Genomic DNA, 17,412 nt, shown 5'->3' with positions numbered 1-17,412 from the left:
CTAGGGAAAGCGGCGGCAATGTTCAACTGCGCAATAGGTTTTTGCGAAGCAATGTCATTTGGGCGGGGAGGCGGTATCGGCCGTTGTCACTGCAAGTGACTGTGCCTAAAGACGATGCCATGGAAAATGACGAAATCACCGTCGCTTTAGGCGGCAATGTGAAGTGGCGCTTCCCTTCGGTGCATCCGGAGGGGATGAAATTCGGCCTGATTGCTGCGGCGTTTACGATAGTGCTGTTCCTGGTCGGCTGGACGATACCCGGCTGGCTGATGGTGATGGTGACGATCTGGGTGTTCGCTTTCTTCCGCGATCCGGTGCGCGCCGTACCGCAGGATGAGAGGGCGATCGTGGCGCCTGCCGATGGCCTCGTGACGCTGATCCAGCGCGTGCCGCCGCCGCGCGAAATGGCGGGCGCGGATGGCCTTGGCGATCAGCCGATGATCCGCGTTTCGATCTTCATGAGTGTGTTCGACGTTCACATTAATCGCACGCCGATCGGCGGGACCGTGAAGTCGGTCGTCTATATTTCGGGCAAGTTCCTGAACGCCGACCTCGACAAGGCGAGCGAGGACAATGAACGGCAGCACATATTAGTGGAACGGCATGACGGCTTGCGCGTCGGCTTCACCCAGATCGCGGGGCTGGTGGCGCGGCGGATCGTGCCGTTCGTGAAACCGGGCGACATGATCGCGGCGGGGCAGCGGATCGGGCTCATCCGCTTTGGCAGCCGCGTCGATGTATACCTTCCCGCTGGAACGGCGCCGCGCGTGGTGCTGGGCCAAAGGACCGTTGCAGGCGAGACCATCCTGGGCCAGATTGGCGACATGCGGGTCATTTCGGGTATCCAGCAATGAGGCAGCGGCGCGCTATCCCGCGTGGGCTTCGCCGGGGCATCACGCTGCGGATGGTCGCGCCCAATGCCGTCACCGCAATGGCGCTATGCTTTGGCTTGACGGGCGTGCGTTATGGCATTTCCGGAGAGTGGGAGAGGGCGGTCCTGTCCATCCTGATCGCGGGCGTGCTGGACGGGCTCGACGGTCGCATCGCTCGGCTGCTGCGTGGGGAAAGCCGATTCGGCGCGGAGCTGGATTCGCTTTCCGACTCCATCGCCTTTGGTGTTGCGCCAGCGCTGATCCTGTACCTTTGGTCGCTGCATGCCATGCCGAAGTTCGGCTGGATATTCGCGCTGGCGCATGCACTGTCGTGCGCGCTGCGGCTTGCGCGTTTCAACGCCAATATCGACGCCGACATACAGCCGCATAAATCGGCTGGGTTCCTCACGGGCGTGCCAGCGCCTGCGGGGGCTGGACTGGCGTTCGTGCCACTTTATCTGTGGTTAGTCACAGGGCAGGAAATTTTTCGAGCCTGGTATGTGGTTGCGCCCTGGACGGCCTTCATCGCCTTCCTGATGATCTCCAGCATTGCGACCTACACTTGGTCGGCGCTGCGGCTCCGCAAAAGGATCAGACTTGAGGCGATCGCCGTCGCTGGCTTACTCGCCGCGTTGCTGATCACGGATCCCTGGCTGACGCTGCTATTCCTGTGCGCCATATATCTCGTGACGATCCCGTTTGGGATGATGTCCTACGCTAAAGTCCGGCGGCAGCAAGCGACCGCCACCGGGACGTGACGAAACGGATCAGGCGGCGAAAGCGTGCGGCCGTGTTGCAGTGGGAGCGACCGGGCGACTTGGCGTAGCACGGCGGCGGCTGATCCGCAGGCGATACACTGGCGGCTCTTGAGGGATGGGCTCAAACAACAGGGCGGCTACCATCTTTTCATGATAGAGCGCGAACATCCCGATTATCACACTGGCGGCGAGCAGAAAGGCCGCGAAGAAAACCGTAGCTGCAACAATGGTGAACATAAGACCGCTCACTCTTCCTGTGCTGAGAACCGTAGGTCCTGATTGAAGTCCAAACCGGTCGAACGTCCGATTTGTTCCCATGTTCTCTATATGTTCTACTTTGTGGGCGTCGTCAAGCCCTTGCATCGCGCGTAGCGCCGCGCTAAGGGCCGCGCCATTCCACATGGGAATCGCACATATCCGGTGCTGACGGCGTGACGCCCCAGTTCCTGATTCCCAGAGGTTAAACCGGAAGGAGAAATATTATGGCGGCTCCTGTCGTCACCATGCACCAATTGATCGAGGCTGGCGCCCACTTCGGCCACCAGACCCACCGCTGGAACCCGCGCATGAAGCCGTACATCTTCGGCGAGCGCAACGGCATCCACATCCTTGACCTGTCGCAGACCGTGCCGCTCTTCGGCCGCGCGCTCGACTTCGTGTCGGCGACCGTTGCCGCCGGTGGCAAGGTTTTGTTCGTCGGCACCAAGCGCCAGGCGCAGGACCCGATCGCTGAAGCTGCTCGCAAGTCGGGTCAGCACTTCGTCAACCACCGTTGGCTGGGCGGCATGCTCACCAACTGGAAGACCATCTCGGGCTCGATCAAGCGCCTGAAGACCCTCGAAGAGAAGCTGTCGGGCGACACCCACGGTTTCACCAAGAAGGAGGTCCTTCAGATGACCCGCGAGCGCGAGAAGCTCGAGCTGTCGCTGGGCGGCATCCGCGACATGAACGGCATTCCTGATGTCATGTTCGTGATCGACGCCAACAAGGAAGAGCTGGCGATCAAGGAAGCCAACACGCTGGGCATCCCGGTCGTCGCGATCCTCGATTCGAACGTCTCGCCCGACGGCATCGCTTTCCCGGTTCCGGCGAATGACGACGCCAGCCGCGCGATCCGCCTCTATTGCGACGCCATTGCCGCAGCAGCCACCAAGGGCAACCGTGGTGCGCAGCAGGCTTCGGGCGTTGACCTCGGTGCTCTGGACGAGCCCGAAGTTGAAGAGGTCGCCGCTCAGGCCTGATCCCGCGGTCTTCGAACTGCAAGATTAAGAGGCTAGGGCGCGCTCCACCGGAACGCGCCCTAGTGCTTATTCGAACCCCGTTTATTTGAACCCCATCGAAATTAGGAGCCGAAACATGGCCGAGATTACCGCTGCTGCCGTCAAGGAACTGCGCGACCGTTCGGGCGCGGGCATGATGGACTGCAAAAAGGCGCTCGCTGAAGCCAATGGCGACATGGAAGCCGCCGTTGACTGGCTGCGCGCAAAGGGCCTCGCCGCCGCGCAGAAGAAGTCGAGCCGCACCGCTGCCGAAGGCCTGGTCGGCGTTGCCGTTGCTGGCACCAAGGGCGTTGCCGTTGAAGTGAACAGCGAAACCGACTTCGTAGCGAAGAACGACCAGTTCCAGGACTTCGTCCGCACCGTCGCTCAGGTCGCTTTGCAGACCGGCGCGACCGATGCAGAGGCGCTGTCGTCGCAGGCTCACCCGGCTGGTGGCACGATTTCCGAGAAGCTGGTGTCGAACATCGCCACCATCGGTGAGAACCAAACCCTGCGCCGCATCGGTCAGCTGGAAGTGAGCCAGGGCGTTGTTGTTCCCTACGTTCATAACGCCGCTGCGCCGGGCCTCGGCAAGATCGGCGTGCTGGTCGCGCTGGAAGGCGATGCGCCTGCTGACGTGCTGGAGCCGCTGGGCAAGCAGATCGCGATGCACATCGCTGCCGCCTTCCCGCTGGCGCTGTCGGCCGATGACATCGATCCTGCAATCATCGAGCGCGAAGCTGCGATCGCGCGTGAAAAGAACGCCGACAAGATTGCTGGAAAGTCCGAAGAGATCGCTGCCAAGATCATCAATGGACCGGTCGAAAAGTTCCGCAAGGAAAATGCTCTTCTGACGCAGGCCTTTGTGATGGATGGTAAAACTCCGGTGCAGGACGTTATCGCGGCGGCGGCGAAGGATGCAGGTGCTTCGATCAGGCTGAAGAACTATGTCCGCTTCCAGCTTGGTGAAGGCATCGAGAAGGAAACGAGCGACTTCGCCGCTGAAGTCGCTGCGGCCGCAGGCGTTTGATCCGGGCCTGATCCGACAGAATGTTCGCTTAGGGCGGCATGCGGGGGGCAACGCTTCTCGACAAGTTGCCCAAGCACGCTAAGGACTTCACAGAATGGCGCGCGCTGCCTAAGGTGCGCGCCATTCCTTTGTCTGCTCCAATTGATGGAATTTTACTCCGCATGACTCGTCCGCCGTTCAAGCGCATCCTGCTGAAACTCTCGGGCGAAGTGCTGATGGGGCAGGGGCAATTCGGCATCGAGCCGGAAACCGTGAACCGTGTCGCGTCCGAAATTGCTGCGGCGAAGGATGCGGGCTTCGAAATCTGCGTCGTTGTCGGCGGCGGCAACATCTTTCGTGGCCTGGCGGGAGCCGCCAAGGGCTTCGACCGCACGAGCGCCGATTATATGGGCATGCTCGCTACCGTCATGAACGCTTTGGCGGTGCAGAATGCGCTGGAAAAGATCGGCTATGACACGCGCGTTCAATCGGCCATTCCGATGGCGACCGTGTGCGAGCCCTATATTCGGCGCAAGGCGGTGCGGCACATGGAAAAGGGCCGGATCGTCATCTTCGCGGCGGGCACCGGCAGTCCTTTCTTCACCACCGATACCACGGCGGCACTGCGCGCGGCCGAGATGAACTGCGACGCGCTGTTCAAGGGCACCAGCGTGGACGGCATTTATAATGCCGACCCCAAGAAGGTAGCCGACGCTGCGCGTTATGATGAGATCAGCTTCGACAAGGTGCTGAACGATAATCTGAAGGTCATGGACGCGAGCGCCATTGCTCTCTGCCGCGAAAACAATATCCCCATCGTCGTCTTCAACATCCGCGAAACCGGCAATCTGACAAAAGTGCTGGCCGGGGACGGAGTTGCAACGATCGTGCAAAATCAGGAGCACTGAAAGACCATGGCTCAATATGACAAGGCCGACCTCGAACGCCGCATGCACGGCGCCGTCGAATCGCTGAAAGGTGATCTGGCGGGTCTGCGTACCGGCCGGGCCAATATCCAGTTGCTCGATCCGGTCACGGTCGAGGTGTATGGCGCGCATATGCCGCTTAATCAGGTGGCAACCGTCTCGGCTCCCGAACCGCGCATGTTGTCGGTGCAGGTGTGGGACAAGAGCAATGTCGGCCCCTGTGACAAGGCGATCCGCTCGGCGGGCCTTGGCCTTAATCCGATCATGGACGGTCAGACGCTGCGTCTGCCGATCCCCGACCTGACCGAGGAACGTCGCAAGGAACTGGCCAAGCTCGCCAGCAAATATGCCGAGGGCGCCCGCGTCGCCGTCCGCAACGTTCGCCGCGATGGCATGGACCATCTGAAGGCCGACGAAAAGAAGGGCGAAATCAGCGAGGACGAACGCAAGCGGTTGGAGACAGAGGTGCAGAAGCTGACGGATAGCACCATCTCGGATATCGATGCTGTCACGGCGGCCAAGGAGAAGGAAATTCTCGGCCAGTAAGCCGGGACGCTCCCTCCGTGTTCATCGCTCGCGCGCAACTTTGATGGCCAGCCAAGCCAAATCCGACTTCGCTCATGACGGCGCGTCCGGCCATGGTGCGCGCCATGTCGCCATCATCATGGATGGTAATGGCCGCTGGGCGAAGAAGCGGTTCCTGCCGCGTATCGCAGGACATCGGGCTGGCGTCGAAGCGGTCCGTAGGGTTGCTCGGGCCGCGCGAGACCTTGGGCTGGAATGCTTGACGCTCTACGCCTTCTCCTCGGAGAATTGGAAGCGACCGGCAAATGAAGTGGCAGACCTTATGGGGCTGCTGCGGCGCTTCATCGAATCGGACCTCGACGAATTTCATGCCAATGGCGTGCGGTTGCGGGTGATCGGCAACTATCAGGCGCTTGATCCGTCTCTCGTCGACCTGATCGAGCGTGCAGTGGCGCGAACCGCGTCCAACAATGGACCGATCATCGCGATCGCGCTTAATTATGGCGCGCAGGACGAAATGGTGCGAGCGGTCCAGACTATCGCGCAACGGGTGCGGGCTGGCGAAATCGATCCCGAAGCCGTTCGGTTGGAAGATGTTGAGGCGGGATTGGACACGGCCGATCTGCCGCCGCTCGACCTGCTGATCCGGACGTCGGGAGAGCAGCGGCTGAGCAATTTCATGCTGTGGCAGGCAGCGTATGCCGAGCTATATTTTACCGATATGCTTTGGCCCGATTTCGATGCGAGGGCGCTTGCCGAGGCACTTGACGCCTTCCGTTTGAGGGACCGCCGCTTCGGCGGGCTTTGACCGATGTCCAGTGAGCTTCGCACCCGCGCGGTCGTTGGACTGCTGCTTATAGCCTTGGCCTCCGCCGCCCTTTACTTCGGGGGCTTCTTCTTCTGGTTGCTGCTCGTCGTCGCTGGCGTGCTGATGCAGGGGGAGTGGGCGGACCTTACGGGCGCTTCGCCTGAGCATCGGCGGCTTTCGATGTTTGCGGTGTCCGTGCCGCTGGCGCTGCTCTGTCCGCTGGCGGCGGGCCTGTCGTGGACAGCCTTCACGCTTGCGGTCGCCGCTTTCTTCTTTGTAGTCCTGGTCACGCGATCGGCTCGGCTCTCGCTGGGGATATTCTACGTTTTCGTGCCGGTGATGGCGCTCATCTTTCTGCGTCAACAGCAGCCGGGCGGGCTTCTGCTCGCCTTCTGGACTTTGTCGCTGGTGTGGGCGACCGATATTGGCGCTTATTTCGCGGGGCGTTCGATCGGTGGCCCAAAGCTGGCGCCAAGGGTCAGCCCTTCCAAGACCTGGGCGGGGCTGGGCGGCGGCGTGTTGGCGGCGTTGATCCTGGGTTTCGTGCTGCATCGTTTCGCAGGGTTGCCGATCCAGCTTGCCGCGGCGAGCGGGCTGCTGGCGGTGGCGGCGCAACTGGGCGACCTGCTGGAAAGCGCGATGAAGCGCCGTGCCGGTGTCAAGGACAGCGGGACCCTGCTGCCGGGCCATGGCGGCGTGATGGACCGTTTGGACGGGGTCGTCGCGGCGGCGCCGCTCGCTGCTGCCCTCTATCTTTTGCTGGTGTTCCCATGACGCGCAAGGTTTCCATCTTTGGCGCGACAGGGTCGGTCGGCATGTCGACGCTCGATCTGATCGAGCGTGATCGCGATGCGTTTGAAGTGGTGGCACTGACCGCGCATAGCGACGTCGATGGGCTGGCCACGGTGGCGCGCCGGTGCAACGCCCACATGGCTGTGATAGGCGACGCCGCCCACTACGATGCGCTAAAGGCGGCGTTGCAGGGGTCTGGGATCAGGGTCGCAGCGGGCGAAGCTGCTCTGATCGAGGCGGCAGAGACGGGGGCGGACTGGACCATGGCCGCGATCGTTGGCTGTGCGGGCCTGCGTCCCACGATGGCGGCGCTGAAGGCGGGTGGCACGGTGGCCCTTGCCAACAAAGAATCGCTCGTATCGGCGGGTGCGCTGATGATGGACGCAGCGGAGCATTCGGGTGCTACATTGCTGCCGGTCGATAGCGAGCATAATGCTATTTTTCAGTGCCTTGCCGGAAGCGGCTTGGATGATGTGGCAAGGATCATCCTGACGGCGAGTGGCGGCCCGTTCCGCACGCGCAGCCGGGAAGAGATGCGTCACATAACGCCAGCGCAGGCCGTGGCGCATCCCAATTGGTCGATGGGCGCGAAGATCAGCGTCGATAGCGCCACGATGATGAACAAGGGCCTGGAACTGATCGAGGCTGCTCATCTGTTCCCCGTGGGGCTGGAGCGCATCGAAATTTTGGTTCATCCCCAATCGATCATCCATTCGATGGTCGAATATCGGGATCGGTCGACCCTGGCGCAGCTTGGATCACCGGATATGCGCATTCCCATCGCCAGTGCGCTCGCCTGGCCCAATCGGATGGAAACGCCCTGCCAGCCGCTGAACCTTGCCCAGGCGGGGCGGCTTGATTTTGAGGCTCCCGACGATGTCCGCTTCCCCGCGCTTCGTCTGGCGCGACAGGCGGCGGAACAGGGCGGGCTGGCGCCTGCGATCCTGAATGCCGCCAATGAAGTGGCGGTGGCGGCGTTCCTGAATGAGGCCATCGGCTTCCTTGATATCGCCATGATTGTGGAGGACGTTCTGAACCGCTATAGCGCGCCAGTGCCAAGCGGGATCGACGATGTGCTGGAAGCAGATGCACAGGCGCGACGCATGGCGGGCCAAGTGATGGAAAGATTGACGGCTTGATCCAAAATCCCGGGTTCCTGTTGACGGTCCTCGCCTTTGTAGCGGTCATCGGGCCGCTCGTTTTCGTGCATGAACTCGGCCATTATCTGGTCGGCCGCTGGTGTGGCGTGAAGGCGGAAGCCTTTTCGATCGGCTTTGGCCCGGAGATTGCCGCATGGGTGGACCGGCGCGGTACACGCTGGCGCATCGGCGCTTTGCCGCTGGGTGGCTATGTCCGCTTCAAGGGTGACATGAACGCCGCCAGCCAGGCAGATCCCGCATGGTTGCAGCTTCCCGCGAGCGAGCGCGCCGAAAGCTTTCCGGCCAAGCCGCTGTGGCAAAGGGCGGCAATCGTCGCGGCAGGGCCGTTCATCAATTTTCTGTTTGCCATCCTGATCCTGTCCACATTCGCCTTCGCTTATGGCGAGAGCCGAACCCCGGCGGTCGTGGGGAAGGTGCAGCCACGCAGTGCAGCGGCGGCGGCGGGCATCCAGCCCGGAGATCGTATTCTGTCGCTCAATGGGCGGGAAATGGCGACCTTCGACGACCTCCGCCTTTATGCGCAGATCCGTCCCGGTCAACCGGTGACCATCCTGCTCGAGCGGGCGGGCAAAACTGTTGAGAAGCAGGGCAGTGTCGGCGCCGTTCAGGAGCGCGATGGCTTCGGCAACAGTTTCAAGGTCGGGCGGCTGGGCATCGCTCCTGGACAGCCGGTGATTGAGCCGGTGGAGCTCTGGCGCGCGCCTGTTGTCGCTCTCAAGCAGACGGGCCAGATCATCCGTACGATGGTCGAGACGCTGGGGCAGATATTGGGCGGCGGCCGGTCGTATAAGGAACTGGGCGGACCACTCAAGATCGCGGAGGTTTCGGGTCAGGCCGCGACTTTGGGGGTTGAAAGCTTCGTATTCTTCATGGCCCTCATCTCGATTAACTTGGGGTTCATCAACCTGTTGCCAATTCCCATGCTGGATGGCGGACATCTGCTGTTTTACGGGGTGGAGGCGATACAGCGCAGGCCCGTCAGTCCGCGCGTGCAGGATTGGGCGTATCGTTCGGGTCTGGCGGTACTCCTGGCCATGATGATGCTGGTGACTTTCAACGATTTATCTTCTTTCGGGCTCTGGGAACGCCTGTCCGGCTTGATCGGCTAAGCCGTATCGGGCAGGGAGGCGCGATTTAGCGCCGTGTTTCCCGGCGTGAACGAACATATGCTTTTTTGTAAAAGGGTGGAGCGGGTGACAGCGATGATGAGCAGCAAGAGACAGCGCCCGGTTGTCGCGGCCCTTCTGGCAACGACGATGATCGGCGGCCTGTCTGCGGTTCCCGTGCTGGCGCAGGAAGCACCACAGCCTGCCGCGCCTGCACCTGTCCCCGCCGTGGCGTCGGCTATGGGCACCATCCGCAGCATCAGCGTGGTGGGCCAGCAGCGTCTCGAACCCGATACGGTGCTGTCTTACACGAAGTTGCGCATAGGCCAGCCCTTCACCCAGGAATCGCTCGATCAGGCGCTGCGCGACCTGTATGAAACCGAGCTGTTCGCGGACGTCCAGATCCGTAACGACAATGGCGCGCTGACCGTCGAGGTGAAGGAAAATCCGGTCATCAACCGCATCGTGCTGGAAGGCAACAAGCGGCTGAAGGAGGACAAGATCCGGCCGGAGATCAAGCTTGCGCCGCGCCAGATCTACACCCGGTCGAAGGTTCGCGCCGACGTTGCCCGCATCATCGAACTCTATCGCCGCCAGGGCCGCTTCGCGGCCACGGTCGAGCCCAAGATGGTGCAACTCGACCAGAACCGTGTCGATATCGTCTTTGAAATCTCGGAAGGCCCCAAGTCGAAGGTCCGCCAGATCAACGTCATCGGCAATGACAAGTTCAGCGATGGTGAACTGCGTAGCCAGATGGTGACGAAGCAGTCGCGCTGGTTCCGCGTCTTCTCCTCCGGCACCAGCTACGATCCGGATCGCCTGGCCTACGACCAGCAGAAGCTGCGCCAATTCTACCTGACCGAAGGCTATGCCGATTTCCGCGTGATTTCAGCTGTCGCGGAACTGACACCTGACAAGCAGGACTTCATCATCACCTATGTGGTCGAGGAAGGTAAGCGCTACAAATTCGGCGACGTGAAGGTCGAATCCGATATCCGCGACCTGTCGGGTGCGTCGCTGACCAAGACGCTGCCGATGAAGAAGGGCGATTGGTACAACGCCAAGCAGGTTGAGGACACCGTCGACACGCTGAGCGAGACGGCGGGCCTGTTTGGCTATGCTTTTGCCGACGTGCAGCCGGACTTCAACCGCGACAAGGACAGCCTGACGATGGGGATCAATTTCCGCATCGCCAATGCGCCGCGCGTTTATGTCGAGCGGGTGGACATTAACGGTAATACGCTGACCCAGGACAAGGTGGTCCGCCGCGAGTTCCGTCTGGCAGAGGGCGACGCGTTCAACAGTTTCCTCGTCAAGCGTTCGAAGGACCGCATCAACTCGCTCGGTTTCTTCCAGGAGAAGCTCGACATCGAGCAGAAGCCGGGCTCCGCGCCCGATCGCATCGTGCTGGAAACCAACGTCCAGGAAAAATCGACGGGTGAACTGTCGCTGTCGGCGGGCTTCTCGTCGCTTGAGCGCTTCATCGTCTCGGCATCGATCACGCAGCGCAATTTCCGTGGCAAGGGCCAGGAATTGCGCACCAGCGTCAATTATTCCAGCTATTCCAAGTCGGTCGAAGTGGGCTTCACCGAGCCCTATTTCATGGACAAGAATATCGCGCTGGGTGGCGATATTTATCGTCGCGACCTGAACAGCTTCCGCTTTACGGGCAGCGGCAACGATCGCGACACGACATATAAGCAGACGACGACGGGCTTCCAAATTCGCGCGGGCGTGCCGATCACCGAATATATGTCGCTCGCGCTGCGCTACAGCCTCAACCTGGATGATGTCAGCCTGGATGAGGATACATATTATTCCGACGTTGACGGCGACGGCGACAGGGAATGCGACCCTATTCTGGCAGGGCGGTATCTCTGCGACGCGATAGGCAAGCGGACGACGTCCTCCCTGGGCTACTCGCTGATCTACGACAATCGTGACAACCGCATTCGTCCGACGCGGGGTCACAATGTGGTGGTGAGCCAGGACTTTGCTGGGCTTGGCGGCAGCGTCAAATATGTCCGCACCCGCCTGAATGGGTCAAAGTTCTGGCCGCTCGGCGGGGGCTTTATTTTCTCGCTTTCGGCTGAGGGCGGATACATTCACTCGTTGGAGGGTGAGCGCCGCGACGCGACTGGTACGATCGTTGACAAGGTGCGCCTGACCGATCGCTTCTTTCTGGGCAATCCGCAAATTCGCGGATTTGATATTCGTGGCATCGGACCGCGCGTGAAGCGTTTCTCCCTGATCGAAGATCCCGACAACCCGGGTTCATTCATTCGCAATACGGGCAACAATAACACCCGGGACGATGCACTTGGCGGCAAGATCTACTATCTTGCCCGCGCCGAGGTTGAAATCCCGTTGGGATCGGGCGCCCGCGAAATGGGGCTTCGTCCTTCGATCTTCGTAGATGCAGGCGCCGTCGCGGGATTGCGTGATCCTGTGCCGACCAATTTCGCCGGTTTCTGCTCAGTCACTCCGAACACCGGCACGACTGGGTCAGCGAGCACAGTTCGCGCCCCCGCGCTGGGACAGTGTGATCCGGCTCCGACCGGCTTCACGGCTGACTATCTCGACGGCACCGGATTTGAAGAAGTTTATCTCGGCGACACGCTCAAGCCGCGTGTTTCCGTGGGCTTTGGCGTCAACTGGAACTCGCCGTTCGGGCCGTTCCGCATCGACATCGCCAAGGCCCTGCTCAAGGAACCAGGGGACGACACTCAGCTCATCAGCTTCAACGTAGGGACTCAATTCTAATGAATAAGATGCTCAAGGCCGCGGCGCTTGCTCTTGCGCCCATGACTGCCATCGCGCTGACCAGCGTGCCTGCCGCAGCCCAGTCGAAGACTGGAATCGCCGTTGCAGACTTGCAGCGTGCGGTAGCGACCAGCTCGGCCTACACCACGGCTCGCTCACAGATTCAGACGACCTACAAGGCGCAGATCGACAGCTTCACCGCGCGCAAGAACGCGATCGACGCCGACCTGAAGGCCAAGGGAACCGCACTTGAAGCGGCGATGAAGGCAGCGGGGAATAAGCCGACGCCGGCGATCCAGACTCAGTATGAAGCCTATCAGAAGGCTGGGCAGAACGGTCAGGCCGAACTGCAGCGCCTGGGCCAGCCGATCGCGCTCGCCAACGCTTATGTCGAAGAGCAGATTTCGGCCAAGCTGTCGGACGCGCTCAAGTCGGCGATGACGAAGGCGAAGGTCGACCTGATCCTGGCACCCGACGCCACCGTGTCCTACCAGCCGACCGTCGATATCACGCAGCAGGTCGTGACCGAGCTCAACGCGCTGGTGCCGAGCGTCGGCATCGTGCCGCCCGCTGGCTGGCAGCCCGGCGGCGCTCGTGGTCAGGCGCCGACGCCTGCCGCAGCGGCTCCCGCCAACCCGTCGCAGCAGCCGACCTCGCGCTGATCGCAGCGATGACGGGGGAAGTTGAAGCGGCCACCGCCGCCGTGGGTGCCATCGATATTCGTGGCATCATGGCGGCGCTGCCGCACCGCTATCCGATGCTGCTCGTCGACCGCGTGGCCTCTCTCGTCGTGCGAGAGAGGATCCATGCGGTCAAAGCCGTGTCGATCAACGAATCGTTCTTCCAGGGGCATTTTCCTGGTCGGCCAATCATGCCGGGTGTGTTGATCGTCGAGGCGATGGCGCAGGCGGCGGGCGTGCTGACGGTCGAAACGCTCGATCTGCGAGGATCGGGCAAGCTCGTTTATTTCATGAGCATCGACGGGGCGAAGTTCCGCAATCCGGTGGAACCGGGTTGCTTGCTGGACCTGCATGTCGAATTGCTTCAGATTCGTGGCCGTGTCTGCAAATTCGTGGGCAAGGCAACGGTGGATGGCAAGCTTTGCGCCGAGGCAAACTTCGTCGCGATGATCGCCGATCCGCCGGAGGACTGAAGGCCGGAAGGGGTTGCGTTCGCGCGTGATCCCATGTAACCGCGCGCCTTCGCAAGAATTCGCATCCATGGCCGGTCGGAAACCGGCCCATTGACGGAGCAGACTCATGAAGGCCAATACCCATCCCGATTACCACCTGATTACCGTCCAGATGACCGACGGCACCACCTTCCAGACCCGTTCGACCTGGGGCAAGGAAGGCGATACGCTGGCGCTCGACATCGACCCCAAGTCTCACCCGGCCTGGACGGGCGGCAACCGCCAGCTGGACACCGGCGGCCAGGTGGCGCGCTTCAACAAGCGCTTTGGCGGCCTGACGCTGAAGAAGTAATCGGTTCCTTGGTGGAACGAATGGGAAGGGCGCCTGATGGGCGCCCTTTTTGTTTTAGCTGTGATAACGGGCTCAGTATATTCCCCTTCCCCTTCCGCTTGCGGGAGGGGTTAAGAGCGGAGCGAGTTTCTAAGCTGGCCTTTTGAAATGGGCCACGTTGCACTGGCCCACCCCCGGCCCCTCCCGCTTGCGGGAGGGGAGCAATTAGCCTCAGCCTGCCGTGCGATCCTCATCGAGGAAGGCTGCGACATCATTCAGCACCACATCCTTTGACAGGAACGTCTTTCCAATCCCCCGCGCCAGCAGGAAGGGGAGGGCGCCTGCCGCCATTTTCTTGTCGTGCAGCATATGAGCAACCAAAGCGGCGCCGTCGGCTTTCACATGAGCACTTGCAAGATCATGCGGCAGGCCAACGGACTTCAGATGTGCCGTCACCCGATCCGCATCCTCCACCGGACACAGGCCCCGCCGCGCGGAATAGCGGAAGGCGAGCGCCATGCCCGCCGCCACGCCTTCGCCATGCAGCAGCAGATCGGAAAAGCCCGTATCCGCCTCCAGCGCATGCCCGAAAGTATGGCCAAGGTTCAGCAGCGCGCGGCGACCGGATGTTTCCCTTTCGTCATCCGCGACGATGGCGGCTTTCGCTCGAACACTTCGTTCGATCGCGAACTCGCGTGCGTCGCGGTCGCCCGCGAGTAGTTTCTGCCCTTCGGCTTCACACCATGCGAAGAAATCCGGGTCGTCTATCAGGCCATATTTCACGACCTCGGCATAGCCCGCGCGGGTCTCGCGCGCGGGCAGGCTGTCGAGCGTCGATGGGTCGATAAGGACAAGGCTGGGCTGATAGAAGCTGCCGATCAAGTTCTTGCCCGCGCTCGCGTTGATCGCGGTCTTGCCGCCTACGGAGCTGTCCACCTGGGCGAGCAGCGTCGTTGGCACCTGGATGAAGTGGCAGCCGCGCTTAAGGATAGACGCTGCGAACCCGACGAGATCACCGATCACTCCGCCGCCAAGCGCCACGACATGATCGCCGCGTTCCACTTCCAGGGCCAGCAATTGGTCGAGCAATTGCTCAAGGTGTCGCCAGCTTTTCGTCTGCTCGCCTGCGGGCAGGATGATGGGTTCGACGGCTATACCGGCGCCGCGCAGGCTGGTTTCGAGCCGCGGAAGCTGCGCCTTGGCGACATTGGCGTCGGTCACGACGATCAGCCTGCCGCTGCGCGCGTAGGGCGCAAGATGATTGGCCGCCCGGTCCAGCGCGCCTTGTTCGATCACGATATCGTAACTGCGCGCATCCAGCGCGACGCGAACTATTGCCATGCGGCCAGTTTCTCCAGGATGCGCTCGACCGCCACTTCGTGCGGGGCGGCGATGCTCTTCACATGAATGGGCGCGAGCGCGTAGACAGGATTGCGCACCGCCGCGAGTTCGGTCAGCACGACGCGAGGATCCTTACCCTTCAAGAGCGGACGTCCTTCCCGCCGCGACACTCGATCGACCAAAGTGTCGATGTCGGCGTCGAGCCATATCGCAGTCCCCTGATCGAGGATAAGCGCGCGAGTCTCTTCCTGCATGAACGCGCCGCCGCCGGTTGCGATCACCTTTGGCTCGTCGTCCAGCAGCCGGGCGATCACCCGGCGTTCACCGTCGCGAAAATATCCTTCGCCATAGCGTTCGAACATTTCCGAAATCGTCATGCCAGCGGCCTTTTCGATCTCTTCGTCCGCGTCCACGAAGGTAAGGCCAAGCCGCGCCGCCAACCGGCGCCCCACCGTCGATTTGCCGACGCCCATCATCCCGATGAGGACGATGGAACCGCGCTTTGACTGCGGAGGCACGGATTTGCTGTTTCGCTGCATTGCGGAGGGGGCTATACATCCCCCCGTCGCAGAGGCAAATCGCAACTTTCCTCAACTTCACGGCTCGGCCGCACAAGGATTCATGAGAAGCAATCGTTCCTTCAGCACCTTCGAGAGCGGTTCGCGTCGTCGCGGCACGCGCTTGCCCATCATTCCCATCGTCCTGATCGTCCTGGTGATCGGTCTGGTCGCGCTGCTCTGGTCGCGCGGCGGAGAACGGCCGCAGCAGCGAGTGGAAAAGGCCATTCCCGCCGAAAAGCTGGGCAAATAAAGGCATGCGTCAAGGCCGGTTGAATGCGAAATGGGCGCTTGGAACGCTTGCGCTCGCTCTCACGCTGCCGGTGATTGCGCAGGAGTCGCCTGAATCGCTCCTACCCCCCGGCTTTGGAGAGGCGCCCGAGACGCCGTCGGCCGCTGGACCGCAAACGCCTCGTCCGGCAAGTCCGGCTGCTCCCGTTCCGATGATTCAGCCCTTGCCGTCCGGCAGCGCTATGGCTCCTGCCGACAATGCAGCGGGAAATGGTCCAGAGGAAGCGTTGTCAGAAGAAGAACTGGCAGCGCAAAAGCAGAAATATGACCTTCCGGAAGGCGCGCATCGGTCGCTGGACCGGATTGGGCCGCTGACGCCCGAACGGCGTGGCCTGACGCCCGATGCTTTTGGCGCGCAGTCCGGACGATTCCTCGCCACGCTGATGAAGGAAATGCGGGCGCCGATCGCGTCGCGTTGGGCCTCTATTTTGCTACGGCGCGCGCTGCTGTCCGCAACCGACACGCCTCGCGATATCGACGGCGCCGACTGGGTTGCGGAGCGGGCCTGGTTGCTGCTGCGCATGGGTGAGGCGGATAGCGCGCGGCTGCTGGTGCAGAGCGTCGATTCGGACAAGTTCACGCCACGCCTCTATGCGGTGGCGATGCAGACTTATCTGGCCACGGCGGATCCGGCTGGCCTGTGTCCTTTGTCGGCTGGCGCGCTGCGTTACAGCAAGGAGCCGGGGTGGGACATGACGCGGGCGATCTGCCCGGCATTGTCGGGCGATCAGGGGTCGGCGAGCGCTGCGCTCAATCAGGCCCAACGGCGGGGCGTGGTGCGCGGCATAGATTACCGGCTCGCGGAAAAGGTCGTGGGCACCGGGTTTGACGCGCGGCGATCGGTGAAGATCGAATGGGATGGGGTCGATGGGCTGACCGCATGGCGCTTTGGCCTGGCAACCGCGCTCAATGTGGAAATTCCCGAACCGCTATATACCACCGCCGGGCGCCACGTCCGCGCGTGGGAAGCGCGCGCGCCTGCGCTTAGCGCGGTTCGTCGCCTGCCGGGCAGCGAGGCGGCAGCGCGGCTTGGCGTGTTTTCTAGCCAGGCGTTGGTAGGATTTTACAGCCAGCTTGGCGCTGACGGCGACGCGCCGCCCGAAATCGCCGACCGGATCGACGCGCTGCGCACAGCCTATCGCGGTGGTTCGCCCGAAGAGCGGCTTCAGGCCATGCGGACGTTATGGGGGGACAATGGCAGGCCGGATTATGTCGGCCTGATCGCCACGGCCAAAGCCGCCGCCGCTTTGCCGGTCGCGGATGTCGATGCGCAAGACGCCGCCAATCTGATCGCTGCCATGCTGACGGCAGGATATGATCGCAGCTTGGCCCGCTGGAGTGGGGTGGCGCGTCAGGCAGAAGGGGAAGGCGCTGGCGATCTGTGGGCATTGCTCGCAGTGGGCGCGCCCAGTGCCGTCGTCGAGATCAGCGAAGGCCGGATTTCCTCCTTTGCCGAACAGGCCGGTGCGCAGAAGGGGCAGACGTTGATAGCCGCGCTGGCGGGTCTCGCTCGTATCAATTCGCAAACAAGCGCGTCATTGGCGCAGGAAAATGGACTCACCCTGGCGGTGAACAGCCGTTGGGCCAGGGCGATCCATCAGGCGGCGGCGAGAGGGGAAAAGGCCACCGTCGCCCTGCTCGCCGCGGTGGGCATGCAGACGGCAGAGTGGAATCGCCTGCCACCCGCTCATCTCTATCATATCGTCGCTGCTCTGCATCAGGTCGGGCTTGATCCCGAAGCGCGGATGATCGCGGCGGAGGCGATTACGCGGATTTGAGTCC

Annotated in this window: 19 protein-coding genes; 16 read left to right on the top strand and 3 right to left on the bottom strand. The window is 62.1% G+C overall.

Annotation, left to right across the window (positions count from 1 at the left end; genetic code table 11):
• The first annotated feature begins 119 nt into the window (after positions 1–119).
• Complete coding sequence (locus ACZ5TB_RS06455; protein ID WP_464792435.1) at positions 120–854, top strand: phosphatidylserine decarboxylase; 735 nt, start codon at positions 120–122, stop codon at positions 852–854.
• Positions 851–1,630 carry a CDP-alcohol phosphatidyltransferase family protein gene (locus ACZ5TB_RS06450; RefSeq protein ID WP_449471761.1) on the top strand — a complete coding sequence of 260 codons (780 nt, stop codon included), beginning with the start codon at positions 851–853 and terminating at the stop codon, positions 1,628–1,630. The genes ACZ5TB_RS06455 and ACZ5TB_RS06450 overlap by 4 nt, the downstream gene beginning before the upstream one ends.
• 9 nt (positions 1,631–1,639) lie before the next feature.
• Here the strand turns inward: ACZ5TB_RS06450 and ACZ5TB_RS06445 are convergent, their stop codons facing one another.
• Positions 1,640–1,867 carry a hypothetical protein gene (locus tag ACZ5TB_RS06445; RefSeq protein ID WP_464792502.1) on the bottom strand — a complete coding sequence of 76 codons (228 nt, stop codon included), beginning with the start codon at positions 1,865–1,867 and terminating at the stop codon, positions 1,640–1,642.
• Between the two features lie 245 nt (positions 1,868–2,112).
• On the opposite strand from ACZ5TB_RS06445, the gene rpsB reads away from it, so the two are divergent.
• The 12 genes from rpsB (at position 2,113) to rpmE (ending at position 13,462) form a co-directional block, all read left to right on the top strand.
• The gene (gene rpsB / locus ACZ5TB_RS06440) at positions 2,113–2,871 is read left to right on the top strand and encodes a 30S ribosomal protein S2 (protein ID WP_196224072.1); all 759 of its coding nucleotides are present in this window, start codon (positions 2,113–2,115) and stop codon (positions 2,869–2,871) included.
• Between the two features lie 115 nt (positions 2,872–2,986).
• A complete protein-coding gene (tsf, locus tag ACZ5TB_RS06435; protein ID WP_464792434.1) occupies positions 2,987–3,919 on the top strand; it encodes a translation elongation factor Ts in 933 nt (310 codons plus the stop codon).
• A 161-nt stretch (positions 3,920–4,080) separates the two neighbouring features.
• Entirely contained in the window at positions 4,081–4,806 is a 726-nt protein-coding gene (pyrH, locus tag ACZ5TB_RS06430) for a UMP kinase (RefSeq protein ID WP_464792433.1), read from the top strand.
• Positions 4,807–4,812: 6 nt separating this feature from the next.
• The gene (gene frr, locus ACZ5TB_RS06425) at positions 4,813–5,370 is read left to right on the top strand and encodes a ribosome recycling factor (RefSeq protein ID WP_196224069.1); all 558 of its coding nucleotides are present in this window, start codon (positions 4,813–4,815) and stop codon (positions 5,368–5,370) included.
• A 43-nt stretch (positions 5,371–5,413) separates the two neighbouring features.
• Complete coding sequence (locus tag ACZ5TB_RS06420) at positions 5,414–6,157, top strand: isoprenyl transferase (RefSeq protein WP_464789076.1); 744 nt, start codon at positions 5,414–5,416, stop codon at positions 6,155–6,157.
• A gap of 3 nt (positions 6,158–6,160) precedes the next feature.
• Complete coding sequence (locus tag ACZ5TB_RS06415; RefSeq protein WP_464792432.1) at positions 6,161–6,931, top strand: phosphatidate cytidylyltransferase; 771 nt, start codon at positions 6,161–6,163, stop codon at positions 6,929–6,931.
• Entirely contained in the window at positions 6,928–8,088 is a 1,161-nt protein-coding gene (locus tag ACZ5TB_RS06410; protein ID WP_464792431.1) for a 1-deoxy-D-xylulose-5-phosphate reductoisomerase, read from the top strand. Before ACZ5TB_RS06415 ends, ACZ5TB_RS06410 begins: the two co-directional genes overlap by 4 nt.
• Positions 8,085–9,218 (top strand): RIP metalloprotease RseP, encoded by a 1,134-nt coding sequence (gene rseP / locus ACZ5TB_RS06405; RefSeq protein WP_464792430.1) that lies wholly within the window; start codon positions 8,085–8,087, stop codon positions 9,216–9,218. The genes ACZ5TB_RS06410 and rseP overlap by 4 nt, the downstream gene beginning before the upstream one ends.
• Before the next feature lie 93 nt (positions 9,219–9,311).
• The gene (gene bamA, locus ACZ5TB_RS06400) at positions 9,312–11,978 is read left to right on the top strand and encodes an outer membrane protein assembly factor BamA (RefSeq protein ID WP_464792429.1); all 2,667 of its coding nucleotides are present in this window, start codon (positions 9,312–9,314) and stop codon (positions 11,976–11,978) included.
• Positions 11,978–12,640, top strand: coding sequence for an OmpH/Skp family outer membrane protein (locus tag ACZ5TB_RS06395; protein WP_464792428.1), 663 nt, complete (start codon positions 11,978–11,980; stop codon positions 12,638–12,640). The genes bamA and ACZ5TB_RS06395 overlap by 1 nt, the downstream gene beginning before the upstream one ends.
• A gap of 8 nt (positions 12,641–12,648) precedes the next feature.
• The gene (gene fabZ / locus ACZ5TB_RS06390; protein WP_464779853.1) at positions 12,649–13,131 is read left to right on the top strand and encodes a 3-hydroxyacyl-ACP dehydratase FabZ; all 483 of its coding nucleotides are present in this window, start codon (positions 12,649–12,651) and stop codon (positions 13,129–13,131) included.
• A gap of 106 nt (positions 13,132–13,237) precedes the next feature.
• A complete protein-coding gene (gene rpmE, locus ACZ5TB_RS06385; protein WP_066861944.1) occupies positions 13,238–13,462 on the top strand; it encodes a 50S ribosomal protein L31 in 225 nt (74 codons plus the stop codon).
• Positions 13,463–13,672: 210 nt separating this feature from the next.
• Here the strand turns inward: rpmE and aroB are convergent, their stop codons facing one another.
• Positions 13,673–14,782: a 3-dehydroquinate synthase gene (gene aroB / locus ACZ5TB_RS06380; RefSeq protein WP_464792427.1), complete on the bottom strand. Its 1,110-nt coding sequence runs from the start codon at positions 14,780–14,782 to the stop codon at positions 13,673–13,675.
• Complete coding sequence (locus ACZ5TB_RS06375) at positions 14,773–15,321, bottom strand: shikimate kinase (RefSeq protein ID WP_464792426.1); 549 nt, start codon at positions 15,319–15,321, stop codon at positions 14,773–14,775. Before ACZ5TB_RS06375 ends, aroB begins: the two co-directional genes overlap by 10 nt.
• An 82-nt stretch (positions 15,322–15,403) precedes the next feature.
• Here ACZ5TB_RS06375 and ACZ5TB_RS06370 point away from each other — a divergent pair, with 82 nt between their 5' ends.
• Together ACZ5TB_RS06370 and ACZ5TB_RS06365 are read left to right on the top strand one after the other, a co-directional pair.
• Positions 15,404–15,592 carry a hypothetical protein gene (locus tag ACZ5TB_RS06370; RefSeq protein WP_196224058.1) on the top strand — a complete coding sequence of 63 codons (189 nt, stop codon included), beginning with the start codon at positions 15,404–15,406 and terminating at the stop codon, positions 15,590–15,592.
• Between the two features lie 4 nt (positions 15,593–15,596).
• Positions 15,597–17,408: a hypothetical protein gene (locus ACZ5TB_RS06365; RefSeq protein WP_464792425.1), complete on the top strand. Its 1,812-nt coding sequence runs from the start codon at positions 15,597–15,599 to the stop codon at positions 17,406–17,408.
• Positions 17,409–17,412: the final 4 nt, after the last annotated feature.

This window comes from Sphingobium sp. TomTYG74 (genome assembly GCF_055393875.1).
Note: the sequence above shows the minus strand (reverse complement) of the source record. Positions and strands in the feature narration are given on the sequence as shown.

Excerpts from the sequence above, each read along its gene's own strand:
- ACZ5TB_RS06445 (WP_464792502.1), bottom strand. The coding sequence starts at position 1,867 with ATGTTCACCATTGTTGCAGCTACGGTTTTCTTCGCGGCCTTTCTGCTC.
- ACZ5TB_RS06370 (WP_196224058.1), top strand. The coding sequence starts at position 15,404 with ATGAGAAGCAATCGTTCCTTCAGCACCTTCGAGAGCGGTTCGCGTCGT.
- ACZ5TB_RS06455 (WP_464792435.1), top strand. The coding sequence starts at position 120 with ATGGAAAATGACGAAATCACCGTCGCTTTAGGCGGCAATGTGAAGTGG.
- aroB (WP_464792427.1), bottom strand. The coding sequence starts at position 14,782 with ATGGCAATAGTTCGCGTCGCGCTGGATGCGCGCAGTTACGATATCGTG.
- fabZ (WP_464779853.1), top strand. The coding sequence starts at position 12,649 with ATGACGGGGGAAGTTGAAGCGGCCACCGCCGCCGTGGGTGCCATCGAT.
- ACZ5TB_RS06420 (WP_464789076.1), top strand. The coding sequence starts at position 5,414 with ATGGCCAGCCAAGCCAAATCCGACTTCGCTCATGACGGCGCGTCCGGC.
- ACZ5TB_RS06365 (WP_464792425.1), top strand. The coding sequence starts at position 15,597 with ATGCGTCAAGGCCGGTTGAATGCGAAATGGGCGCTTGGAACGCTTGCG.
- bamA (WP_464792429.1), top strand. The coding sequence starts at position 9,312 with ATGATGAGCAGCAAGAGACAGCGCCCGGTTGTCGCGGCCCTTCTGGCA.
- rpsB (WP_196224072.1), top strand. The coding sequence starts at position 2,113 with ATGGCGGCTCCTGTCGTCACCATGCACCAATTGATCGAGGCTGGCGCC.
- rpmE (WP_066861944.1), top strand. The coding sequence starts at position 13,238 with ATGAAGGCCAATACCCATCCCGATTACCACCTGATTACCGTCCAGATG.
- ACZ5TB_RS06415 (WP_464792432.1), top strand. The coding sequence starts at position 6,161 with ATGTCCAGTGAGCTTCGCACCCGCGCGGTCGTTGGACTGCTGCTTATA.
- ACZ5TB_RS06395 (WP_464792428.1), top strand. The coding sequence starts at position 11,978 with ATGAATAAGATGCTCAAGGCCGCGGCGCTTGCTCTTGCGCCCATGACT.
- ACZ5TB_RS06375 (WP_464792426.1), bottom strand. The coding sequence starts at position 15,321 with ATGCAGCGAAACAGCAAATCCGTGCCTCCGCAGTCAAAGCGCGGTTCC.
- tsf (WP_464792434.1), top strand. The coding sequence starts at position 2,987 with ATGGCCGAGATTACCGCTGCTGCCGTCAAGGAACTGCGCGACCGTTCG.
- ACZ5TB_RS06410 (WP_464792431.1), top strand. The coding sequence starts at position 6,928 with ATGACGCGCAAGGTTTCCATCTTTGGCGCGACAGGGTCGGTCGGCATG.
- ACZ5TB_RS06450 (WP_449471761.1), top strand. The coding sequence starts at position 851 with ATGAGGCAGCGGCGCGCTATCCCGCGTGGGCTTCGCCGGGGCATCACG.
- frr (WP_196224069.1), top strand. The coding sequence starts at position 4,813 with ATGGCTCAATATGACAAGGCCGACCTCGAACGCCGCATGCACGGCGCC.
- pyrH (WP_464792433.1), top strand. The coding sequence starts at position 4,081 with ATGACTCGTCCGCCGTTCAAGCGCATCCTGCTGAAACTCTCGGGCGAA.